Raw genomic sequence first — 20047 nt, 5'->3', positions numbered from 1 at the left:
CGAGTTCCTGAGTATCATGGGTGGGACCGCTTCCCGCACTCATCGCGAGCCCGTGACATGACTCTTCTCCGCCGCGGACTGCTGGCCTTGGGTATGACTCTGGCGCCGTCGTTCGTGTGGGCAGAGAACCCCGCGACGTGGACGATCGTGGAGTCGATCACCGAATCGTCGACGCCGTTCCTGTGGACTTCGCCCACGGCCGTGGACCTCGGCTTCACCAACTACCGCTTCGACTACGAGATCACCAAGGCCAACGCCGCGACCTTCCTCGGCTCGGTGAGCGTGCTGGGGGAACTGGGCGACTACCGCACCAACTCGGGCGTGGCGCCGGTTCCCTACGTGCTGATCGACGAGCAGATCAGCGGCTCCTACCTGACCCTGACCTTCTCGGCCGATGTGCGGATTGAGATCGACGCCAACGGGTACGGGCACTCCACGATCACCAACGTCAACCTGCCAGCGGGCGTTAGCCGGCTTGACCTTGAGGCGGTGGTGATGGTCGAGGCGCTGCCGGACGGCGATTTCGACCTCGACTTTGACGTCGACAACGACGACTACACCCGCTGGCTGCAGGAGTACGGCCAGACCGGCGCGGTCGGCGCGGGCGACTGGCACGCCGACGGCAACCTGGACGGCGTGGTCGACGCCGCCGACTACACGATCTGGCGTGACAACTACGGGACCGACTTTCACCCCGACGCCGCGGTCACGGCCGCACCCGAGCCGGCCGGGCTCGCCTGCCTGGCGTTAACGCTGGCTGCTGTCGGGATGCGGCGCGAACGACGGTAGCTGGGCTACGCGTTCTGCCGGCGTTCTTGTACCCTGCAGGGACCATGCTCCGCTTCGACTCGCAATCCGACCGCCAGCAGGCTCCGCCCCGCAACTACCTTGCGCGGCGTGAGCAGCTGCGGCTGCTGGTGATGGTCGCCGCGCTTGGACTAGTGGCGATGCTGGCGTGGCAGGTGCGGTCGGAACGCTCGCGGGCGGTGCTGGCGCAGCTATTCGGCGGCGAACCAGTGGCCGCGCCGACGCCGCGCGGCCCGCTGAACGCCCTGACTTCGCCGCCGGCCGACCGACCGCATACACGCCGCGTTGAGCTCGGGCAGACGCGACAGTGGCTCAACGTGACGCAAATCGACAGCATCCGCGACAACGCCGTGTTCCTCGACGCCGAAACCGACGCCTGGTTCGCGATCCTGGGTCAGCTCAAGTCGCACGACGGGCCGCTTGAGAAACTCTCGGCGTCGCCGATCACCTACGCCCAGTTCGCCGAGCAGGCAAAGGGCTACCGCGGCCGCACCGTGCCGGTCGCGGGGACGATCCAGCGGGTTGAGCCGCAGACGCCCGCCGAGAACGAGCTCGGCATTGAGCGACTATACCGCGTGATTCTCCGACCCGAGGGGGACGAGGTGTGGCCCATCGCCGTGTACACGCTCGAGCCGCCCGACGGGGTGCCGATAAACCAACCAGTCAACCGTGCGGCGTCGGCCACCGCGGTGTTCTTCAAGAACCTGTCGTACCAGTCGCAGGCCGGGGCGGGCACGATGCCGGTAGTGCTGGCCCGCAACGTCGACTTAGCGCCGCTCCCCGAGGCGCCAGCCCCGGCCGAGCCGATCGAGAACAGTGACCTGCTCACGATGGCGGCGATCGCGGCCGTGGTGGCGTTGCTGGTGGTGACCTTCGTCGTGCGCCGGGCGGCCGGGTAGGTTTGGAGTATCATAGGAGTGTGAAACCGCTGCTGCTCATCCCGCTGCTCTGCGTGCTTGTCGCGTCCGGCTCAACCGCCCCGGCCCCGCCGACCGACGACCCACTGGGCGTCGTGCTCGAGGCGTCCGGCTGGACAGCCGACCGGCGCGAACGACTGGCCACCGACGGGCCGCTGTCCGCCGACGACCGCCGCGACCTGCTGCGGCTCGCGGGCCGGCTGGGGCGGTTCCCCGACCAACTCCAAGAGCAGGCCGCCCGCACCAACACATCTTCCGCCGAACCACTGATCCCGGTGGTCGCCGACCTGAGCGTGCTCAGCGTAGAGCCGCTGCCGGGCGCTAGCGACGCCGGCGACAGGCTGCGGATCGAAGCGGCCGACGGCGACTCAGCCGTGACCGTGCTCGCTCCTGCGGCGCCGCGGGCGTGGCGTGAGTCGGGCGTGCTGCCGCAGCGGGCAGAGCTGCTCGGGCTGCGAGTGAATGACCAAACGCTGCTGGCCGTAGCGTGGCGGTGGTCGCCTACCGCGCCGGCCTACCCGCACATCAACTTCGGCGAATCGGTGCTCGGCTCGCTCGGCGTGAACGTCGGAGCGCTCGACCTGCTTGTCGATGGCGGCCGCCTGCGGGCGATCGAGTCGGCGCCCTTCTACGAGGTGCTCTCAGCCACACGTGAAATCGGCCCGCAACAGCTGGCCCGCTTCGCCCGCCGCAACCTGCCGAACTACGCCGAGCAGTGGGTTGACGACCCCCAGGCGCCGGAACGCGAGCGGGCGTTGATCGCCGACGTGCGTCAGAACACGTCCGCGGGCCGGTACCCGATCGCGCCGCTGTTCAACGACGCCCTGCGTCAGCGGGGCGAGCTGTACGTGCTGGACGGCGTCGCGCGGCGGGCCGTGGCGATCGAGACCGCCGCCGCTGCCGGCGAGCGGAGCGTCTCCGCCCGCTACGGCGTCGACCGGTACTACGAGATCGAGCTGTTCACCGCCGACTCGCGCAACCTGCCGGTCGTGTTCTGCGCGTTGGAAATCCCCGATGGGTTCCCGCTCGGCGACCGGATCGAGGTCCCCGTGCGGGCGGCGGGGTTCTCGTTCAAACGCTGGGCCTACCGCACCAGGCAGCAGGACGCCGACGGCCAGGACAAGCGTCAGCTCGCGCCGCTTCTGGTGGGTCGCGCCCCACTGATGCTGGCGCCGCCGGAGCAGGCGGGCCCCGGGTGGGGCGTCGCCGTGGGTCTCGCGTTTGCTGCGTCGCTTGCGCTGGTCTGGCTGGTCGTGTGGCGCACCAACCAGCGGGACGCCGAGTTCGGGCGCGCCGCGCGTCGGCAACCCGCGGTCGACCCCAGCCGGCTCTCCGGCCTCGACGGGGTATCAACCGATGGCCCGCCGAGTCAGAATAGAGGATCGTCCGAGTAACCAATCTTAGCGGCCGCCGACCGAAAGGCGCGCCGCTCAACCAATGGCCGCCCGCGCGTCTGCCGCGGGAGCCCCTGCCGAGAGTTGTTCGAATCGCCAGCGGTGGACCGTGCCCACACGATCCCGCGCTCGCGATTCGGGCCTCGCCCGCCCGATGCCCGACCCCCAAGCGCCCAACCCATCTCCCGCAGCCAAGGCCGGCGGCAAGCCGACCGAAGGCTTCAACAGCTACCCGTGGTGGGCGCTGCGGATCTGGAGCGGGATGCGGTTCACGCACTTCTTCCGCATGCTCCGCCAGCACGGCTACCGGATCGACCCGCAGCGGATCGGCATGGCGTTGGTGCTGGGGCAGATGACTCCGTGGAACTCGTCGCTGTACGGCCTGCAGCAGCTGCTCTTCGGCCGCAAAATCCGCGACGCCAAGATCGAGCACCCCCCGGTGTTCATCATCGGCCACTGGCGGAGCGGCACGACCCACCTGCACGAGCTGCTGATCCGCGACCGGCAGTTCGGCTACGCCACGACCTACCAGTGCTTCGCCCCCTGGCACTTCGTCGTGAGTGAAGGCTGGCTCGGCAAGATCCTCAACATCCTCCTCCCTTCGAAGCGGCCGATGGACAACATGGCCACCGGCATGGGGCGGCCGCAGGAAGACGAATTCGGCCTGACCGTGATGGGCGCGCCGTCGATGTACTACCGGATGGGCTTCCCCAAGGACCCGGCCGAGCACCTCGACACGCTCACCATGCGAGACGTCACGGGCGACGACCGCCGCCGGTTCATTGAGGCCATCACCTTCTTCTACCGCGCGCTGACCTACAAGCACGGCAAGCGGCTGCTGCTGAAGTCGCCGCCGCACACCGGGCGGATCGAGTTCCTCTCGACCATGTTCCCCGGCGCCAAGTTCGTGCACATCAGCCGCCACCCTTACTCGCTGTTCCCCTCGATGCAGCGGACCTGGCGCGCCCTGTACGAGGCCCAGGGCTTCCAACTCCGCGACGAGTACGGCCCGGAGTTCGACGAGCACGTCCACCAGTGCTACGAGGCGATGTACGACCACTACGACCAACAGGCCGACGCCCTCGCCCCCGGCCAGTACTGCGAGGTCCGCTACGAGCAGCTCGCCGCCGACCCGCTCGGCGTGGTGAAGCAGATCTATGACACGCTCGAGCTCCCCGGCTACGACGCCATGCAGCCCGCCCTCGCCGAGTACGTGGCGTCGCTCAAGGACTACCAGCCCAACCGGCTGAAGACCCCCGAAACCGCCAAGGACGAGATCGACCGCCGCTGGGCGTGGTACTTCCAGCGTTTCGGCTACGCGCCGGCCGATTCCCCTACCGGGTAGCGTTGCCCCGCGACTTAGCTTTCCATTGACTCGCTCCCAGCCTACGGCGCCAGTCGTGGGATCGCCGACCAACATCTGCTCCCCTTCGTTTAGTCCGAAAAATCGAGCGAAGGGGACAAAACCCCGGCCCGCACTTCCCCCGGGATTCTCTTCTCACACTTGTTTAGCTGCGTTTCCGCGAATTTCAGCGGTCGGCACACCGCGGGGTCTTGTCCGTCCCTGGGGTTTTGTCCCAGCCGCCGCCGCTCGCAGCTCCACCCTCTCCATCGCGAGCCAACCTCACCGACCGCGCAGCAACGCCCCAGACCCACGGCGCCAGCCGTGGGTCTGTCCCGGCAAAACGGTGCTCCTGTACCCTGCTAATTAGACCGCGCCTGCCGGCCCATCTCTACAACAAAACGGTCGACAGTTGTGGCCGCCCAGACGTCCCTTATACACGACTGCGCGGCGAATGAACCCGCCACGTTGAGACTGCTCGCACGGAAGCCGGCCTTCCGTTGGTCGGCCTCGGTCCATTGGCGGCGCAGCGATCAATAAGACTTAACAGGCTGCAGCTGGGACCGGGACCACAACTGGCGCCCGCCACGCAGACGCAGTTCCTGAAACCACGCGGCCCGGCGAGACGATGAGACCTTGCTAGACTGCGCAGGTCGATGAATCCGCCGAGGATCTTGGGGGCGCCATGCTCACACGCGATAGCGGGTGAGCATGTTCGAGTTTCAGATCGTGCAAAGCATAGCTGCCCGCTGTCGCTGGTAGGCATGGCACTCGGCCGAAGACCCCCGAGAACGCCGAGGACGAGATCGACCGCCGCTGGGCGTTTTATTTCAGTGCTTCGGCTACGAGCCGGCAGATGAGCATTCCAAGCCGGGGCGTTAAGAACACGAATAAAACCCCGATATTTTGCGTAACATCCGATCCTCGTGGTGTGTTATATTCGGGGCCTCACCAGCCGCAATCGTGCGGCGCCCCCCGGCCCAAGTCGCCGGCCCCCGCCCAGAATGTTTGCACCCATTGACGAAGTAGAGGTGGCTCGTGCCAGTTGGATCGTGGCGTCTAATGGCGACTTGTTTGTTGTCCTGCTTGAACTGTTCGATTGCATCCGCTGACATTCTCTTGGCCCAGTCTCAAGAGGGAACCATCGCCAGGTTTGACGAGCTGACCGGCGCGCCGATCCCAGGCTGGGGCGTAGCAGCGGCCAGCCCTAACGCGTTTGGCCCAGTTTCTGGAGTGGCGGTTGACGGGTCAGGGGTGCTGTACGTGTCAAGCCGGTTCGCTGGTCAGATCCTGCAGTACGACCTGCAGACCGGCGCCCCGATCGGCGACGGGGTGTTCGCGATGCTGCCGAACTACCCGCCGGCGGAGCCCGGCGGAGAAGAGATTACTGCCGCGCCGGGCGGGTTGCACTTTGGCCCCGATGGCTACCTGTACGTGGCGGACAACGCGGGGACCAAGGTCTACCGCTACGACGTGACCGACGGCAGCCGCACCGACGCGGTGACCGGACTGCGTGGGGCGGGAGGGCTCGGTTTCCAAAGCGACGGCACACTGCTCTCAACTAGTTTTGTCATCGAGATGGACGCCAATCCCAACGAGAACGCCGTCTACGCGGGCGTCGAACCCGCGGTGACGAAGCTGGTCCCAGAAGAGGCAAGCTTCCTCTTCTCGCCCACCAATCTACTGGTCAACGAAGACGACAGCTTCTGGGTCGCCGACCTCATCAGCAACCGCGTAGTTAAGTTCTCCGACCAGGGGGCCTACACGACCGAGTTCAGTGTGCCCGCCCCTCTTGACTACGACCCCGAAGACAACCTGCCGGGCGATCAGGGCGGGATCCACTATGTGTCGGACCTGGTTCACATGCCGTCGGGCGAACTGCTAGTCTCGACGCTCGGCGTTACGTCGATTTACAGCGGCGGCCCCAAGAACTTTGGCGAGCTGCTTCGCTACGACGCCTCGGGGGCGTTCCTTGGCAGGCTGGCCTCGGACCTTTCGCCCATCGGCTCGATGGTGCTCGTGCCAGGCGTTGTCGAGACTACGGGCGACTACAACCGTGACGGCGCCGTCGACGCCGCCGACTACGCGTTGTGGCGACAGTCGTACGGCGCCCGCGTCACACCGTTCAGTAACGCCGATGGCAACGGTGACGGCCAAATCGACGCGGCCGACTACACAGTGTGGCGTGACAACGCCGTCATCGTCGAGCAGACCTTCACCGCTGTCACCCCAGAGCCCGCCGCCGCAGTGCTGCTACCGACGGCAGTGCTGGGAGGCTTGTTCCACCGCCGCAGGTAGCCTATGGCCCCGCTACCAACCATCGCCAGAGCCGCCGTGCAGCACCGCTCAAACGACGCGAGCCGCGCGTTCACGCTGGTCGAGTTGCTGGTGGTTATCGCGATTATCGGAGTGCTGATCGGGCTGCTCCTGCCCGCGGTGCAGATGGCCCGCGAGGCGTCCCGCCGAGGCGCCTGCGCCAGCAATCTTAGGCAGGTCGGCCTGGCCGCGCAGAATCATCTGGCGGCCGTGGGGGGACTGCCGGCGGGCACGGTCGCCAAGCCGCCCCCGCGCGACCTGACAATCAGTGAGTGGACATTTTACCGGTGGTCGGCGCTCGCCCAATTGCTGCCCTACCTCGAGGGCGGTCCACTTTACGACGCGCTCGACCTCTCCAGGCCGCTCTACAAGAACATCAACGCGGAGGTGACCGACGAGAATGTCTCGGCGGTTCGCCAGCTCGTGCCGGAGTTCCTCTGCCCTTCGGATATCAGCGCAAGCATCCACCCCCAGTTCGGCCCGACGAACTACGCGGCAAGCACCGGCACCGGGGGAGTTTCGGGCACGCCCCGGACGGTCGATGGCCCGTTTGGCGTCAACAGTAGGACCCGCCCCGCAGAGATCACCGACGGCCTGGCCAAGACAATCCTGTTCTCAGAAAGCACCTTAGGCGTGCCGGGCCAAACCACCATGGATCCTCGGTACGACTACAAGATGATGTTCCAGGCGCCGCTCACCACCGCCGGTTGCAGGTCTAGCGAAACCTGGAATTACAAGGATCCGCGCGGCTTCTCATGGGCCAACGGAGAATTCCGCTGCGGCCTGTACAACCACCACGACGCGCCGAACGCATCAACGCCAGACTGTATGGGGGTGCTGCTAGCGGGCAACGATCAACAGCGTTTCACTCCGTTCGGCTGGCGGGCCGCACGCAGCCAGCACCCCAGCGGAGTCAACGCCGCCTACGCCGACGGCAGCGTCCGTTTTGTGGCGGACCACGTCGAGCTCCGAGTCTGGCGGGCGATGGCGACCATTCATGGGGATGATCTCCCCTGACGCCCTCTTCCGCTCCGCACCCGGCGCAGCAACGCCCCAGCCCACGGCGCCAGCCGTGGGTCTGTCCTGGCAAAACGGTGCTCCTGTACCCTGCTAGTTAGACCGCGCCTGCCGGCTCATCTCTACAACAAAACGGTCGACAGTTGTGGCCGCCCAGACGTCCCTTATACACGACTGCGCGGCGAATGACCCCGCCACGTTGAGACTGCTCGCACGGAAGCCGGCCTTCCATTGGTCGGCCTCGGTCCATTGGCGGCGCAGCGATCAATAGGACCGAGCCGGCTGCAGCTGCGGCCGGGACCACAACTGGCGCCCGCCACCCAGACGCAGTTCCTGAAACCACGTGGCCCGGCGAGACGATAAGACTTTGATACACTGCAAAGGACGATGAGTCCTGTGCAGTTGCGGGGGTCACAAATCTGACCGAGGTTGTGACAACCTCGGCAGGTTAAATGAGTGTGAAAACGCGGTAGGAAAGCCTCTTCAGCTGCAGCTGGATGAAGCTTCTCCACGTACTTTCAGGTCCCCTTTCGCTGGCAACGCGTTAAGTTCTGTCTATCTCGTCGATTCTCCCCCCGTCGAGTTCGCAAACCTTGTAGGCGGCTGGTGTTGCGACGACAATGGAGCCGACTGCTTAATGGGTTAGGCAGATTTGTTTCTGTCCATTTATTGTTAGCTGCACTTTAAATGAGTTCTCCAGAAAACACACTCTTATTTGAAACCAAACCTTCGTTCAGAAGTCTTTGGAATTGCTACCGAGTCTATGGCGACCGAATTGAACTTGAATTTGAATTTTTCAGAAAAGTCATTGTTATTCCAAAATCAGAATTTACTGAAATTAAAATTTGCAAACCACCAGTAATTCGCTCCGTTTTCTGGGCTCTCAAATTAGACCTCGCAGACTTATTTCCTCATGTTGAAATAACAAAGAAGCATGGCTATTTCAAGAAGGTTCGCTTCACTCCAAACGACCCAGCCGAGTTCCATTCCGTAGTCTCAACATGGGCAACCGCCTAAAAAGCAGCTAACCAGGCGATGAACTGGACCTTTATACAGCTGCCGTCGTTGCGGAGAGCCTGTCTTCATCTTGTTCACTTGTCTTTGCTGGCTGTATAAAGGCCAGTTATCGCTTTCGTTAGGCAGGTCGGCAGTACCTCCAAACTGCCCGCGGTGTGCCCAACCTCGGCGATTCGGAGCCCATTCCGTCGACGCGTTGGTGCACGCAGCACAAGAGGCAATTTGAGGCCTACGTCCGGTTGCGAATCGATCGCCTCTTGTCGCAAGCGACACCGACTGTCGCCCGATCCGAACCTGTTGGCGGGCGGACTTCATCGCGGGCGAGAGTCGCTGCCACACGAAGGGCTTGTAGGTGATTTGAACAGGAGATCGCAGAGACAGCAGAGGAGCAGCTCGGTCGTATTCTTCCTCGGCTCACTCTGCGTCCTCCTGTTCCTGGTCGAACACCGACGCGTCCGGGCGGCCGGCTGACGCATTGCATCGGCTGGTGACGCTGCTGATTTGCGCGGCTGACCAGCTTGCGGCCAGGGCGAAACGGGCGCCAAGGGCGGACTGCCGGACAGTGGCTCGCTGTAGTGGGTACGTTCAAACTTCCGGCAGAGCCGGGGGCCATGAGGTTTCCCTCAATACAAGCCCGACGCGAAAGCGGGGAGCACCACCGGCGGTCCGTGAGGTGCAGGGATACTTCCCTTAGTGCTCGCTTGCTGGTGCCGCGGCCTTGTCCATTCCTTGAACAACTGACCTCACGCAAAGCGGTCGGTGACGACCACCTCGTCCTTGTCGAGCTGCCCACCCCGCGGCCGGGCCGGCGCGGCCGCCTTGCCGATCGCCAGCAGCAGGCCGATGGCGTGGTCGTCGGGCAGGTTGATCAGCTCGGCGACCTGCTGCGGATCAAAACCGATCATCGGGCAGCTGTCGTAGCCCATGCTCTTGGCCGCCAGCATCAGCGTCTGCGCGGCGATGCCGCAGCTGCGCATTGCCTCATCGCGCTGGGTCTGCTCGCCCTGGTTGGTGTAGAATTCGCCGATCATCGGCACGATCTGCTGCTGGGCCGCCTCGGGGGCATTGCGCCAGTAGCGGGCCGGGTCCTTGTCCCAGCTCTTGAGGTCCCCGCACAGCACCAGCAGCAGCTGCGCGTCCTCGACCTGGGCCTGGTCCCACGCCGCCGCCCGCAGACGCTTCCGCTGCTCCGGGTTGCGGACCACAACGAACCGCCAGTTTTGGATGTTGAACGAGGTGGGCGAGAGGAGGGCCAGGTCCAGCAGCCGCTGGATGTCCTCCTCGGGCATCTCGACGGAGGAGTCGTACTGCTTGACAGAGCGGCGCTGCTCGATCGCATCGAGGGTGTCCATGGTGAGGGGCTCCTGCGTGATGGTTGCGCGGTGAATGGGCCGTAGCTTCGGGCGTCGAAACTCGAGGTCCGGCCTCCCGCTGGTCGGCCGGGGTCTCTGGCGGCGCAAGGCCCGATGGTTGCGCGAAGCTTCTTGATGGCTGCGGGAAGCAGGTCGGCTCTCGTAGTGCCAAACCGGCGTGCCGGACGTACAATAGCGGCGGCGACCGAATCGGGCCACTGCCCGCCCTCCCCTGGTCGCCGCCCGGATCCCCTGCGGCCCAGGCTTGCCCGGCACGATTATTCCCCAGACACGGGCTTCCCAAGACACCGGGCTAACCTAGACACAAGGACGCGTCGCGCGATGGCTGCAGCGAACCCCAACCCTCTTCGCGTCTGGCCGGCGGTGCTGCTGGTGGTCGTGATGTGGGCCTCGATCATCGTGCCGACCTCGCTCGTCCCGTTTGGGATGGCCACCATGTGGTCGCTGATGGTGGGCCTCGGCGGCGGGACGGTCGGCTACCTTGTCTGGTGGCTGCTGGCGAGCCGCGTGCCGTGGCCCGACCGCGTGAGCGGCCTGCTGCTCTTGGCGGCGTTGCTGCTGGTCGGCACGCAGTTCCTGTTCCACCCCACCGCCAGCCAGCCGATGCCGCTGCTGACGATGCTCATCCCGTGCCTGTTGTCGGCGACCACGTTCGGCTTCCTCTTGTCGAAGCCGCTGCCGTGGAACGCCGCCCGCTGGGTAGCGTTGGCGTGGTTGATCATGACCGTGGTCGTGTGGAGCGGCGTGCGCGTCGACGGCAGCGACGGCACACTCGCGCTGCAGTTGTCCTGGCGGGGACTGCCGACCGCGGAGGAGATTTTCCTCGCGCAACGCCGCTACAACCGACAAGAAAACCGCAGCGACGACGCTGCCACCCCGGGGACCGACCAGCAGGTCTCGCTCTCGCCGGGCGACTGGCCCGCGTTCCGCGGCCCCGACCAAGACAGCGTCTTCCACGGCGCGGCGTTCCCCACCGACTGGGGGCTGCACGCGCCGCGTCAGCTCTGGCGGCGGCGCGTGGGCCCCGGCTGGTCGTCCTTCGCAGTGATCGGCGACCGGGTCTACACGCAGGAGCAGCGCGGCGAGCTCGAGGCGACCGTCTGCTACAACGGCAACACCGGCGACGAGGCCTGGTCCGCCACGACCCCGGCGCGGTTCTACAAGGTCGAGTCCGGCCCCGGGCCGCTCGCGACGCCCAGCTTCTCCGCCGGCGCTGTCTACTCGTGCGGGGCGGCCGGCGCCGTGACGCGGATGGACGCGGCCACCGGCGCGGTCGCGTGGCAGCGGAGCCTGACCGACGACCTGCCGCGCGACGCGCCCCCTGAGTGGGGATTCGCCAGCAGCCCGTTGATCGTTCCCCACGGCGAGTCGGCCCTGGTGGTGGTCTACGCGGGAAACCCGCCGGGCGACGCCGACCCCACAGGTCAGGCAGTCGTCGCCTACGACAGCGAGACCGGCGAGCCGGTTTGGACCGCCGGCGTCGGCGACCACTCCTACTGCACGCCTATGCTCGTCGAGCTGCACGGCGCGCCACAGCTGCTGTGCACCTCGAATGCCGGTCTGGAGTCGCTCGCCCCGGCGACCGGCGAGCGGCTGTGGTTCTATGAGTGGAGCACCGGCGAGTTCCCCCGCATCGCCCAGCCGGTGGTGGTCGACGAGCAGACCTTGGTGCTGGCCAGCGGCTACGGGTACGGCGCCCACGGCATCCGGGTCGCGCACGACGAGGGCCGCTGGTCGACCGAGACGCTCTGGCAGAGCCGCGTGCTGCGGCCCTACTTCAACGACTTCCTGCTGCACGACGGCTACCTGTACGGCTTCGACGACAAGTTCTTCACCTGCGTCAACGCCAGCACCGGCGAGCTCGCCTGGCCGAAGCGGACGCGTCGGCAGACACAGTTTGGCTGCGGCCAGGTGGTGCTGGCGGAGAAGTCTGACGCGCTGTTGGTTATGACCGAGCACACCGGCGAGCTGGTGCTGATGGCGCCCTCGCCCGAGGGCCCGCGGGAACTCAGCCGCATGCAGGTGCTCGAGGGAAAAACCTGGAACCACCCGGTGCTGGCGCACGGCCGGCTGTTCGTCCGCAACGGCGTCGAGATGGCGTGCTACGAGCTCCCCGCGGTAGAGATTGCCGCAACGCGGACGCGTACCGCGGAACTGGAGTAGAATCGCCGGTGAGTTTTCCGTTTGACGTGGGGACACGCCGAGCACGAAATCTCTCCTAAACCGTCGGCCCCTGGCGCCGCCCGCGGGGTTTACTCCCGGCCGACGTTTCCGTCAGCCGCTCACCACAAGGCCTTGATGATGGACCACCACGCATCCGAGTTGTCCCACCGTTTTGAGCTCTCTCGCCGCCTGTTCCTGCGGAACACGGCCCGCATAGGCGCCGCCGCTGCCGGCCTGGCGGGGCTGCCGAGTGGGGCGTTGGCCGACCTGCTCGCCACACCGCGGATGACCGAGGGGCCGTTCTACCCCGACAGCCTGCCGCTCGACACCGACAACGACCTCCTCATCGTCAACGACGCCATCGACCACGCGGTCGGGGCGATCACGCACCTGTCGGGCCGCGCACTGAGCCCGGCGGGTGAGCCGCTCCGCAACGCGGTGATCGAGATCTGGCAGGTCGACAACCACGGCGTCTACCTGCACTCGGGCTCCAACGGCGCGGGCGCCCGCGACAAGAACTTCCAGGGGTACGGCCGCTTCCTGACCGACTCCCAGGGCCGCTACTACTTCCGCACGATCAAGCCGGTCCCGTACCCTGGCCGCACGCCCCACATCCACGTAGCGGTGAGCCAGAATGGTCATCGCGTGCTAACGACGCAGTTCTTTGTCAAGGGCGAGCCGCAGAACCAACGGGACGGCATCCTCCGCGGCCTGTCCGACGCCCAGCGTGACAGCGTGGTGGTCGACTTCCGCCCGATCGAGGGGTCGCAGCTCGGCGAGCTTTCTGCCGAGTGCGACTTGGTGCTCGGCCGCACGCCGGCCGAGAACGGAGAGGGCAAGTTCCCCGGCGTGGTCGCCAGGCCGCAGTTCAACCGCTAGTCCGGGCAGCGCAGCGGGCCACCCCGCCGCCGAGCGGTGAGCCTACATCGCTGCGCCGATCGAGCACGCGCCGCCACTGCGATAGCCGCCGCCGCTGCACGCGCCCATGGAGCCCGCGTCGTCGCTCGAGTGCGAGCGTCCCGGCATGAGGTGGCAGCCGGTCGCGGCCAGGCAAGCGGTTGACATCAGCATCAGGGCCAGCAGCTTGAGAGTGGTCTTGGGCATGGTTCGTAGCGCCTGAGGGTGGGGTAAGGTTGGCTGCCGCGTCGCAGGGCGGGACTATGGCAGATCATCGGCATCGCGTCTGCTCGTGCTTAGTAAGCTGCCCTACGCTGCGGGATACTCTGCCGCCCACGCACCGGCTCGCTGCGATTGAGAGCCACCTGCTAGCAGGCCGAGTTCGCGGACGGGCGAAGCCAAAAAACTTTCGCCACCCGCGCGCCGTGTCGGTGTTTGAACGATTGTCAAACAATGTTGGTTGGCCGTCGGCGTTGCAGCCGACGCGCGGCCGACGTCCAACGCGGCCGCGCAAGGAGTCTGCAATGCAACTGCGTCATGGCGTGCGGGGGTTTACCCTCGTTGAGTTGCTTGTGGTGATCAGCATCGTGGGCGTGCTGCTGGCGTTGCTCTTGCCAGCCGTGCAGGCGGCGCGGGGGGCAGCGCGGCGGACCGAGTGCAAGTCGCACCTCCGCCAGGTTGGCCTGGCGCTGACCCAGTACCTCGACCGGCAGGGCGAACGCGGCAAGTTCCCCGCGGCCGCCATCCTCCCCTCGGCGACGCCGCTCGACGAGGCCGACCCGAGCACGTGGCCGATCTTCAAGGTGCTGGCCGAGTACGGCGAGTCGAACCAGGGGATGTACCGTTGCCCCGGTGACTACGGCCCGCTTAAGTACAACGAGGACCGCCTGGCCTACGACGGCTACGTCCGCCCCGACGGTCAGCCCTACTCCAACGGCGACCCCTACTACGCGAACGAGGGGCTGAGCTACGAGTACCCGTCGTTCCGCCTGGAGGGGAAGACCCGCCAGCAGGTGCTGCAGACCCGCCGCGGCGAGACCCGCGGCACGCACGACGTCTGGATTGTGTTCGACTACGAGTCGTTCCACGGGACCCCGGGGCAGGACGGCTCGCGCAATTTCCTCTACCTCGACGGTCACGTCGACGGCCTGATCGTGGCCGACTAACCTCGCACAGGGAGCGTGTTGATGAACAAGAAGCAGGGCGGCGCAGCCGCCGTGTTGGTGCTGCTGTTGCTGGCGGCGTGGATGCTTGGCCTGTTCGGCGGAGAAGACGCGGAGGTCGCCGAACTGCGTCAGCAGTTTGAGAACCGCGAGCAGCTCTCCGAGCAGGACCGCGACGCCTTCCGCGACCGGATCCGTGACCTAAGCGACGAGCAGCGCAGGCAGCTGTTCGAACCGATGATGCAGGGCCGGATGGCCGGCATGCAAACCCGGCTGTACGAGCTGCAGGCGATGCCCAGGGCCGAACGAAACCGCGAGCTCGACCAGATGATCGACGAGTCGGAGCAGCGCCGCCGCGAGTGGGAAACGCGGAGATCCGACAGCCCGCCCCGCGGCGACCGCGGCCAGATGACCGACGCCCAACGCGACGAGCGCCGCAAGTCGCGGCTCGACCGGACCACCCCGGAGATGCGATCAACCATGCAGCAGATGACGCGGATGATCAACGAGCGCCGCGCCGAACGTGGCCTCAAGCCATTCGAGGGTCGCGGCTGGCGCGGCCGCTGAGCGCTGGCCACGCCGATTGGGCCGCCGGCTAGATCCCGCCGCCGCCTTCCGCGGGCTCGCCTGCCTCTTCGGGCGGCAGGTACTCGCCCTCGACGAACCTGCCGCCGCAGCGGTAGCTCTCTTCACCAACCCGACGGCAGCGGCGGATGTCGACCTGCACTTTGGTTGGTCCCGGCATCACCAGCGTGTAGGCGTGACCGGGGAAGAGCTGCACCGGCGAGAAGAACCCGACGCCCTCCCGCGAGACGTCATTGAGGTACACGCCCAGCGTGCGGCCATCCAAGAGCAGGATCGCGCGGCGGCCGTAGGTGTAGCGCCCGAAAGTCCGCCGCGAGTCGAAGCGGGTTGGTGTGGCGGCGTTGTTCTGCCAGGAGCGGCGGTCCTGCGCCGGCACCATGGCGTGGGTAGCGGCGACCGACCACAGCTTGTCGATTACGCCTTGCTCATTACCTGCATCCAGCATCGCAGCATCTCCGTGTTCAGGTCTTTGCCCGCCCGCTCGCGCAGCTTGCGAAAGGCCGTCTCGGGGTTCGGCTTCGCCCTACCGGGTTCTACAGTGGTAAGTTCGTCGAACTCGTCGACCACCCGCACCATCATCGCCCAGGGGGCGATCTCGTCCTGGAGAACGCCGACCGGGAAGCCGCCGCCATCGAGCGACTCGTGGTGCTGGTAAACAACCATCAGCTGCCGTCGGTCGAGGTCCGAGTCGCCGAGCAGTTCCTCGAAGCCGCGCTGGGGGTGCGAGTCGTGGGCGTCCTGCTTCTCCTCGCGGGTCAGCTTGGCGTACTCCTTGTCGCCGTCGCAGCGTTGCCCGAGGTCGTGCAGCATGGCCGCGATCGCCAGCCGCCGCAGGTCCTCCTGGTCCTGAATCCCGGTCGCGATCCCCAGCAGCACGCTGTAGCAGGCCACGTTGGCGCCGTGGATCAGCCACCGCGAACCAAACCGCGGGGCGTGGAACAGCTCCGCTGGCGCCACCCGTCCGGCGTGCAGCAGCTCGAAGATGTCCTCGGCGGCCTGCTTGGCGAGCCCAACCAACCGGATCGGCTTGAGCAGCCGCTGCACTGTTTCGGCCTCGTTGGATCGGGCGGCGAGCAGCATCGAGAACCGCTCGGCCTGGGAGAGCCGCGTGTCGGTGAGGATCGCGCCGGTCTTGCCAACGAGGCGCTCACTCAGCGCCGGGAATTCCTTCTCGGTGATCAGCACCCGGCCGTAGCCCTGCTCGCGGAGCCGGGCCATCGCGTCGGCCGACGGGGTCGCCCCGCGCGAGCAGAGCAGCTGGGGGGTCGTGCCGCTATCCGGCAGGCAGTAGTAGGACGCCAACGCCTTCTCCGAGAGCTGCAGCAGCCCCGAGGACAGGGCGCAGTAGCCGCTCGGCGTGGCGGGCGTCGATGGTTTGGCAGTGAGCGAGGGCATTCCCCGGGCTCCGGGCTGGATAGCGGTGAGTCTCCTAGGAGTCTAGGACACCGCGGCAACCCGTCGAGCGCCAAGCAGGCAGTTTGCATCATCACGCCCCAAGGGCGGATCGGCCGGCGCCGACCTTGCAGCTTAGAGGGTCCCGGCATCGCGCGCCGGGCCGTTACAACCGGCGCAAACGAAAAACGCCCCCCGTCCGGCGACGGGGGGCGTGGTGGGTGCTCGCGTGGTCGCGGGGCCGGATCAGCCGGCGGCGCCGAACTCGGGGCGGCGGCGTCCCAGCTGGCCCTGCAGCCGCTGGACGATGGCCGAGTGCATCTGGCTGACGCGGCTCTCGGAGAGGTCGAGCGTGGCGCCGATCTCCTTCATCGTCAGCTCCTCGTAGTAGTAGAGGATGATGATCAGCCGTTCGTTGCGGTTCAGGCCCTTGGTGACCAGCCGCATGAGGTCCGACTTCTGCACGCGGCGGGTCGGGTCCTCGCCCTTCTTGTCCTCGAGGATGTCGATCTCGCGGACGTCCTTGTAGCTGTCGGTCTCGTACCACTTCTTGTTGAGGCTGATCAGGTTGACCGCGTTGGCCTCGGTGACCATCTTCTCGAGCTCCTGGACCGACAGTCCCATGTGCTCGGACAGCTCGATCTCGGTCGGCGAGCGGCCGTACTTGGCCTCGAGCTTCTTGACCGCCTCGTTGAGCTTGCTGGCCTTGCTGCGGACGAGCCTTGGGACCCAGTCCATGCTGCGGAGCTCGTCGAGCATGGCGCCGCGGATGCGGGGCACGCAGTAGGTCTCGAACTTGACGCCGCGCTCGAGGTCGAAGGCGTTGATGGCGTCCATCAGGCCGAACACGCCGGCGGAGATCAGGTCGTCCAGCTCGACGCCGTCCGGCAGGCGGCTCCAGATCCGCTCGCCGTTGTACTTGACCAGGGGCAGGTACTCCTCGACCAGCTGGTTGCGGATAGCTTTGCTGTCGGGGTTCTCCTTGTACGCCTTCCAGACAATCAGCATCTCGGCTCGGCGGGCCTCCTTGGCGGCCTGGCGTGCGTCGAGGGTCTCTGCGTCGTAGGCTTTGGCGAACGTCGTTGCCATGCAATCCTCCATGATAAGCTATCCGCGTCGCGATCCGTGCGACGCGTGCCCCGGCCAAGCCGGGGCGTCTAGTTGTATCACCGCCGGCCCGGGGCCGAGGGTGTGAGAGTCGATGCCTGTCAGTTGGCCTCAGCGGATTCCACTTCGGCCAGTTGCTTCTCGAGTTGAGTCCTCACCGACTCGTCCACGACCGTCTCTGCGATCGCGCCGATCACGGCGCCCACCACAGCAAACGACGCCAGGCTCGCCACCGCTTGGAGGATCGTCCCATCGATCCCGCCCCCGTGCATGGCGCCGCGCATCAGCGCGACAATCATGCCCAGGCTCCCCAAGTATCCGGCGAAGTCCCGTGCCATGAATCTGGTCTCTGCTGGCGTTAAACTCGATGCAGCCGAGCCATTTTAACGCACCAGGGCGCGGCAATGGCTCTTCACACTTTATCGGTCTGCCGGCGTGGGTCGCTTGAGTCTTCATCACAATTCGTCGTGGATTCTTTTCGCAGGGGTTGTCGCTTCCGGCACGGGCCCACTCACGCGGCGCGGGCGGCGGAGCCGGGGGCAATCAGGGCGTGGGTCCAGGTCCTGGCGTAGCGTGTCGAGGCCGACATCGGGTCGATCGCACAGCGGGGGTCGTCCGGGGCCCAGCCGAGCATCGGCATCGCGGCGCCGAGGAACCGCTGGCAGGTCTGTTCGACCCGCCGGTGGACGCCCTGCGCCGCCGGCGCGTCGGTCGCCCGGTTGACCAGCAGGCCGGCCTCGGTGTCGACCCCCTCGCCACGGGCCAGCTTGGCCGCCGCGTAGGCGTCGAGCACCGACAGCTTGTCGGGCGTGGTGACCAGCGCCACGCGGCAGGCGCGGCGCCACAGCGGCTCGGTCCACGGCTTCATCCCCACGCCGACGTCCAGCACGCAGTGCTCGCCGCCGCTCACGGCGCCCGCCAGGTCCTCGAGCCAGCGGCCGACCGCGTCGGCGTTGGCGTCGGGTTGGGCGGCCGGCGCCCAGGCGCCCGGCAGCAGCGAAAGGTTGTTTCCTAGATCGATCCGCGCCTCGGCCGTGCGGCACGAGCCGGACAGCACGTCGGCCAGGTCAGGGCGGCCGCTCGTCGGCGCCTGCGTCAGCTGGGCCAGGTCGGCCTGGCGGAGGTTGGCGTCGACCAGCAGGGTCGGCTCGCCGCTCTCGGCCAACGCCCGCGCCAGCATCAGCGACACGGTCGTGGCGCCGACGCCGCCCTTCGCGCCGGCCACGACGATCATCCGCCCGCCGCCGGTGCGGCCGCCGGCGATCGGCGCGTCGACCGGCTGCCCGGCCGCGACCCGCGCGGCGCGGACCAGCTGCCGCAACGCGACCGCCTGATCCTGCGAGAGCCTCGCTTGCTGATTCATTGGGCGGGCGCCTCGAACAGGCGGTGGGCGAGGTCAGACGACCTCGCGATCTGGATGTCGTCCGGCACGTTCTGACCGTCGGTCAGGTAGCTGACCGGCAGGCCGTGCGAACGGGTGACCGGCAGCAGGTGGCCGAGGCTGGTCGCCTCGTCGAGCTTGGTGTAGATCATCGAGGTCACGCCGGCGGGCGCGAACTTGTCCGCGGTGACCTTCAGGTTCTGCTCGCCCGACGTGCAGCTCAGGACCAGGCACACCTCGTGCGGGCGGGCCTCGCCAAGCATCGACTTGAGTTCCTGGATCTTGACCTCGTCGCGCGGGCTGCGGCCGGCGGTGTCGACCAGCACCAGGTCGAGGTCCGACAGCCGGCCGATTGCCTCGCGCATCTCGCGGGGCGTGCCGACCACCTCCATCGGCAGGTCGATGATGTCGGCGTAGGTGCGTAGCTGCTCGACCGCCGCGACGCGGTAGGTGTCGACCGTCACGAGCCCGACGCGGCGGTGCTCGCGGAGGCGGAAGTTGGCCGCCAGCTTGGCGATGGTGGTGGTCTTGCCGACGCCGGTCGGGCCGACCAACGCGACGATGCGGCGCTCGCCCTCGGCCAAGCGGATGCCGCCGGTGGTCGGCAGCTGGTCGGCGACCAGCCGCTCGATGCCGCCCCACAACGCGTGGAAGTCGTGCGCCTGGGCGTCGGGAACGCCGCGGCGGGCCTCCTCCAGCAGGGCGCGGCAGGTGGTCTCGTCGACGCCCGCCTCGATCAGGTCGGTGAACGCGTGGAAGCAGGCGTCCGGCATGTCGCGGCTCGAAGCGGCGTCCGAGCCCGAGTCGGAGTACAGCTGCTTGATGCGGGCGCCCAGCTCGTCGAGCTCCGGCGATGACTGCAGCCGCACGGCCTCGCGGTAGCGGGCGCGGTAGTCGACGTCGAGCAGCGAGGGCGGCTGCGGCTCACGCTGCTGGGCGGCCGGCTCGGGCGCCACCGCCTCGGGGGCAAACCGGCTCGGCACGTCGACGGTCGTCGAGGCCGCCACCTCGATCTGCGCGCCGTGCAGCATCCGCCCCAGCAGGCCGCGGCGCACCTCGCGGGTGTGCAGCACCGACGCCTCGGGTCCGAGGTCGGCCCGGATCAGGTCGAGCGCGTCGCGGAGGTTCTTCGCTCGGTAGGTTTTGATGGACGACATGCTAGTGGGGGATGGCTAA

At 67.0% G+C, this 20047-nt stretch carries 17 protein-coding genes and 1 pseudogene; 10 read left to right on the top strand and 8 right to left on the bottom strand.

Annotated features, from left to right (window positions below; genetic code table 11):
* Positions 1–57 precede the first annotated feature (57 nt).
* The 6 genes from Pla123a_RS24145 to Pla123a_RS24120 all read left to right on the top strand — a co-directional run bounded on the left by Pla123a_RS24145 (position 58) and on the right by Pla123a_RS24120 (position 7793).
* Positions 58–789: a hypothetical protein gene (locus Pla123a_RS24145; protein WP_146591880.1), complete on the top strand. Its 732-nt coding sequence runs from the start codon at positions 58–60 to the stop codon at positions 787–789.
* 44 nt (positions 790–833) lie between these two features.
* Positions 834–1706, top strand: a complete 873-nt coding sequence (locus Pla123a_RS24140) for a hypothetical protein (protein ID WP_146591878.1) — start codon at positions 834–836, stop codon at positions 1704–1706.
* 20 nt (positions 1707–1726) lie between these two features.
* A complete protein-coding gene (locus Pla123a_RS24135) occupies positions 1727–3118 on the top strand; it encodes a hypothetical protein (protein WP_146591876.1) in 1392 nt (463 codons plus the stop codon).
* A 154-nt stretch (positions 3119–3272) separates the two neighbouring features.
* The gene (locus tag Pla123a_RS24130) at positions 3273–4463 is read left to right on the top strand and encodes a sulfotransferase family protein (RefSeq protein ID WP_197528258.1); all 1191 of its coding nucleotides are present in this window, start codon (positions 3273–3275) and stop codon (positions 4461–4463) included.
* A gap of 1116 nt (positions 4464–5579) precedes the next feature.
* On the top strand, positions 5580–6758 hold the full coding sequence (locus tag Pla123a_RS24125; protein WP_146591872.1) for a dockerin type I domain-containing protein: 1179 nt from the start codon (positions 5580–5582) through the stop codon (positions 6756–6758).
* Positions 6759–6761: 3 nt separating this feature from the next.
* Entirely contained in the window at positions 6762–7793 is a 1032-nt protein-coding gene (locus Pla123a_RS24120) for a DUF1559 domain-containing protein (RefSeq protein WP_146591870.1), read from the top strand.
* 1760 nt (positions 7794–9553) lie between these two features.
* Here Pla123a_RS24120 and Pla123a_RS24115 read toward each other — a convergent pair.
* On the bottom strand, positions 9554–10162 hold the full coding sequence (locus Pla123a_RS24115) for a nitroreductase family protein (protein WP_146591868.1): 609 nt from the start codon (positions 10160–10162) through the stop codon (positions 9554–9556).
* 342 nt (positions 10163–10504) lie between these two features.
* Between Pla123a_RS24115 and Pla123a_RS24110 the strand changes: the two genes are divergently transcribed.
* Together Pla123a_RS24110 and Pla123a_RS24105 are read left to right on the top strand one after the other, a co-directional pair.
* Positions 10505–12346: an outer membrane protein assembly factor BamB family protein gene (locus Pla123a_RS24110; RefSeq protein ID WP_197528257.1), complete on the top strand. Its 1842-nt coding sequence runs from the start codon at positions 10505–10507 to the stop codon at positions 12344–12346.
* A 138-nt stretch (positions 12347–12484) separates the two neighbouring features.
* A complete protein-coding gene (locus Pla123a_RS24105; RefSeq protein WP_146591864.1) occupies positions 12485–13225 on the top strand; it encodes a dioxygenase family protein in 741 nt (246 codons plus the stop codon).
* Between the two features lie 42 nt (positions 13226–13267).
* Here the strand turns inward: Pla123a_RS24105 and Pla123a_RS24100 are convergent, their stop codons facing one another.
* Entirely contained in the window at positions 13268–13450 is a 183-nt protein-coding gene (locus tag Pla123a_RS24100; RefSeq protein WP_146591862.1) for a hypothetical protein, read from the bottom strand.
* Between the two features lie 317 nt (positions 13451–13767).
* Here Pla123a_RS24100 and Pla123a_RS25450 point away from each other — a divergent pair.
* Positions 13768–13980 (top strand): annotated as a pseudogene (locus Pla123a_RS25450) (type II secretion system protein); the annotation flags it as partial.
* A gap of 450 nt (positions 13981–14430) precedes the next feature.
* Positions 14431–14973 (top strand): hypothetical protein, encoded by a 543-nt coding sequence (locus Pla123a_RS24090; RefSeq protein WP_146591858.1) that lies wholly within the window; start codon positions 14431–14433, stop codon positions 14971–14973.
* 28 nt (positions 14974–15001) lie between these two features.
* Here the strand turns inward: Pla123a_RS24090 and Pla123a_RS24085 are convergent, their stop codons facing one another.
* The 6 genes from Pla123a_RS24085 to flhF form a co-directional block, all read right to left on the bottom strand.
* Complete coding sequence (locus Pla123a_RS24085) at positions 15002–15436, bottom strand: PilZ domain-containing protein (protein ID WP_146591856.1); 435 nt, start codon at positions 15434–15436, stop codon at positions 15002–15004.
* Entirely contained in the window at positions 15406–16386 is a 981-nt protein-coding gene (locus Pla123a_RS24080; RefSeq protein WP_146591854.1) for an HD-GYP domain-containing protein, read from the bottom strand. The genes Pla123a_RS24085 and Pla123a_RS24080 overlap by 31 nt, the downstream gene beginning before the upstream one ends.
* Before the next feature lie 243 nt (positions 16387–16629).
* On the bottom strand, positions 16630–17391 hold the full coding sequence (locus Pla123a_RS24075) for a FliA/WhiG family RNA polymerase sigma factor (protein WP_146591935.1): 762 nt from the start codon (positions 17389–17391) through the stop codon (positions 16630–16632).
* 200 nt (positions 17392–17591) lie between these two features.
* Entirely contained in the window at positions 17592–17828 is a 237-nt protein-coding gene (locus Pla123a_RS24070) for a hypothetical protein (protein ID WP_146591852.1), read from the bottom strand.
* Between the two features lie 173 nt (positions 17829–18001).
* Positions 18002–18853: a MinD/ParA family ATP-binding protein gene (locus tag Pla123a_RS24065; protein WP_146591850.1), complete on the bottom strand. Its 852-nt coding sequence runs from the start codon at positions 18851–18853 to the stop codon at positions 18002–18004.
* The gene (gene flhF, locus Pla123a_RS24060) at positions 18850–20028 is read right to left on the bottom strand and encodes a flagellar biosynthesis protein FlhF (protein ID WP_146591848.1); all 1179 of its coding nucleotides are present in this window, start codon (positions 20026–20028) and stop codon (positions 18850–18852) included. Before flhF ends, Pla123a_RS24065 begins: the two co-directional genes overlap by 4 nt.
* Positions 20029–20047 lie beyond the last annotated feature (19 nt).

Origin of the sequence: Posidoniimonas polymericola (assembly GCF_007859935.1) — a bacterium.
Taxonomy (GTDB): Bacteria; Planctomycetota; Planctomycetia; order Pirellulales; family Lacipirellulaceae; genus Posidoniimonas; species Posidoniimonas polymericola.
This window is presented reverse-complemented; position numbering and strand designations above follow the sequence as displayed.

What these genes read in the sequence shown, in the direction of transcription:
- Pla123a_RS24130 (WP_197528258.1), top strand. Translation starts at nt 3,273, where the DNA reads ATGCCCGACCCCCAAGCGCCCAACCCATCTCCCGCAGCCAAGGCCGGC.
- Pla123a_RS24115 (WP_146591868.1), bottom strand. Translation starts at nt 10,162, where the DNA reads ATGGACACCCTCGATGCGATCGAGCAGCGCCGCTCTGTCAAGCAGTAC.
- Pla123a_RS24120 (WP_146591870.1), top strand. Translation starts at nt 6,762, where the DNA reads ATGGCCCCGCTACCAACCATCGCCAGAGCCGCCGTGCAGCACCGCTCA.
- flhF (WP_146591848.1), bottom strand. Translation starts at nt 20,028, where the DNA reads ATGTCGTCCATCAAAACCTACCGAGCGAAGAACCTCCGCGACGCGCTC.
- Pla123a_RS24085 (WP_146591856.1), bottom strand. Translation starts at nt 15,436, where the DNA reads ATGCTGGATGCAGGTAATGAGCAAGGCGTAATCGACAAGCTGTGGTCG.
- Pla123a_RS24110 (WP_197528257.1), top strand. Translation starts at nt 10,505, where the DNA reads ATGGCTGCAGCGAACCCCAACCCTCTTCGCGTCTGGCCGGCGGTGCTG.
- Pla123a_RS24105 (WP_146591864.1), top strand. Translation starts at nt 12,485, where the DNA reads ATGGACCACCACGCATCCGAGTTGTCCCACCGTTTTGAGCTCTCTCGC.
- Pla123a_RS24070 (WP_146591852.1), bottom strand. Translation starts at nt 17,828, where the DNA reads ATGGCACGGGACTTCGCCGGATACTTGGGGAGCCTGGGCATGATTGTC.
- Pla123a_RS24065 (WP_146591850.1), bottom strand. Translation starts at nt 18,853, where the DNA reads ATGAATCAGCAAGCGAGGCTCTCGCAGGATCAGGCGGTCGCGTTGCGG.
- Pla123a_RS24140 (WP_146591878.1), top strand. Translation starts at nt 834, where the DNA reads ATGCTCCGCTTCGACTCGCAATCCGACCGCCAGCAGGCTCCGCCCCGC.
- Pla123a_RS24090 (WP_146591858.1), top strand. Translation starts at nt 14,431, where the DNA reads ATGAACAAGAAGCAGGGCGGCGCAGCCGCCGTGTTGGTGCTGCTGTTG.
- Pla123a_RS24075 (WP_146591935.1), bottom strand. Translation starts at nt 17,391, where the DNA reads ATGCTGATTGTCTGGAAGGCGTACAAGGAGAACCCCGACAGCAAAGCT.
- Pla123a_RS24080 (WP_146591854.1), bottom strand. Translation starts at nt 16,386, where the DNA reads ATGCCCTCGCTCACTGCCAAACCATCGACGCCCGCCACGCCGAGCGGC.
- Pla123a_RS24100 (WP_146591862.1), bottom strand. Translation starts at nt 13,450, where the DNA reads ATGCCCAAGACCACTCTCAAGCTGCTGGCCCTGATGCTGATGTCAACC.
- Pla123a_RS24145 (WP_146591880.1), top strand. Translation starts at nt 58, where the DNA reads ATGACTCTTCTCCGCCGCGGACTGCTGGCCTTGGGTATGACTCTGGCG.